Source organism: uncultured Anaerococcus sp. (assembly GCF_937934665.1).
Classification (GTDB): Bacteria; Bacillota; Clostridia; order Tissierellales; family Peptoniphilaceae; genus Anaerococcus.
Map to the genome: position 1 here is coordinate 1 of NZ_CALGYW010000045.1, position 1706 is coordinate 1706.

At 40.9% G+C, this 1706-nt stretch carries 1 protein-coding gene; it reads left to right on the forward strand.

The annotated features are described in order from the left end of the window. Nucleotides 1–1706: excinuclease ABC subunit UvrB (uvrB, locus tag Q0410_RS01990; RefSeq protein WP_299032354.1), on the forward strand; the 1706-nt coding region annotated here is incomplete at its 5' end.

Consider the following 1706-nt stretch of genomic DNA (forward strand, 5'->3'; position numbering starts at 1 on the left):
TGGAATACTTTGTTTCCTACTACGACTACTACCAACCAGAAGCCTATGTGGCAGCAACAGACACCTACATAGCCAAGGACTCATCGATAAACGATGAAATTGATAAGATGCGCCACTCTGCAACCATGGCCCTTTTTGAAAGAAGGGATGTAATCATAGTTGCCAGCGTGTCTTGTATATACGGCCTAGGAGACCCAATCGAATACAAAAAGCTAGTCGTATCCCTCCGTCCTGGTCAGGAAATAAGCCCAGAAGAGGTTATGAAAAGGCTAATTGATGTCCAGTACGTTAGAAATGATGTGGAATTTGAAAGGGGAACCTTTAGGGCAAGAGGAGATATCTTAGATATTTATCCTGCAGGTTTTGACCAGAAGGCTATCAGGCTTGAATTTTTTGGAGATGAGATAGATCAAATTTCTGAATTTGATCCCCTAACAGGCAAAGTCATCTCAAAAATCTCCCATGGCTATATTTATCCAGCCAGTCACTACGCCACAACCAGGGAAAAGACCGAAAAGGCTATAATTTCCATAGAAAGAGAACTAGAAGAAAGAATAAAGGAGTTTGAAAGCGAAAACAAACTCTTAGAAGCCCAGAGAATTGAGCAAAGAACCAAGTATGATATAGAAATGCTAAAAGAAATTGGTTTTTGTTCAGGCATTGAAAACTATTCTGCCCACCTTTCCCAAAGACCAAGAGGATCAAGACCCTATACACTTATAGACTATTTCCCAAAGGACTTTGTCCTCATGGTAGATGAGTCCCACGTATCCATTCCCCAAGTAGGCGGCATGTATGCAGGAGATAGGTCTAGAAAGCAAAACCTAGTAGACTTTGGATTTAGACTCCCATCTGCTCTTGATAATAGACCTTTAAAATTTGATGAATTTGAAAATCTAATCAACCAGTCAGTCTATGTATCAGCAACTCCAGGTCCATATGAAATGGAAAAGACTCACGGAGAGATGGTAGAGCAAATCATAAGACCAACAGGGCTATTAGACCCACTTGTAGAAGTGAGACCTACAGCAAATCAAATAGACGACCTTATAGGAGAAGTCCACGCCACAATCGCCAAGGGCGAAAGAGTCCTAGTCACAACTCTGACCAAGAAAATGGCAGAAGATTTAACAGACTATCTTATGGAGCAATCAATCAAGGTAAGATACCTCCACTCAGACATAAAAACCATAGAAAGGTCAGAGATAATAAGGGACTTAAGGCTTGGAAAATTTGACGTTTTAGTCGGAATAAACCTCCTAAGAGAGGGGCTTGATATACCAGAAGTCAGCCTAATAACAATCCTAGATGCTGATAAGGAAGGTTTTTTAAGGAGTGAAACAAGTCTTATCCAGACCATAGGACGTGCCGCAAGAAACTCAGAGGGCCACGTAATCATGTACGGCGACAGGATAACAGGATCAATGAGAAGGGCCATAGACGAGACAGAACGTAGAAGAAGTATCCAAGAAGACTTCAACGAAAAACACGGCATAACACCAACAACCATCAAGAAAAACATCGGTGAAATAATCCAAATCACCAAAAAAGCTGAGGAAGAAGAGGTTGAAGAATTTAATAGAGAAGACGTTGAAAGTATCCTAATAAATATGGAAAGCGAAATGTACAAGGCGGCAGAAGAGCTAGACTTTGAAAGAGCAGCAAGACTTAGGGACCAAATCAAGAAGATCAAGGAAAACTTTTAG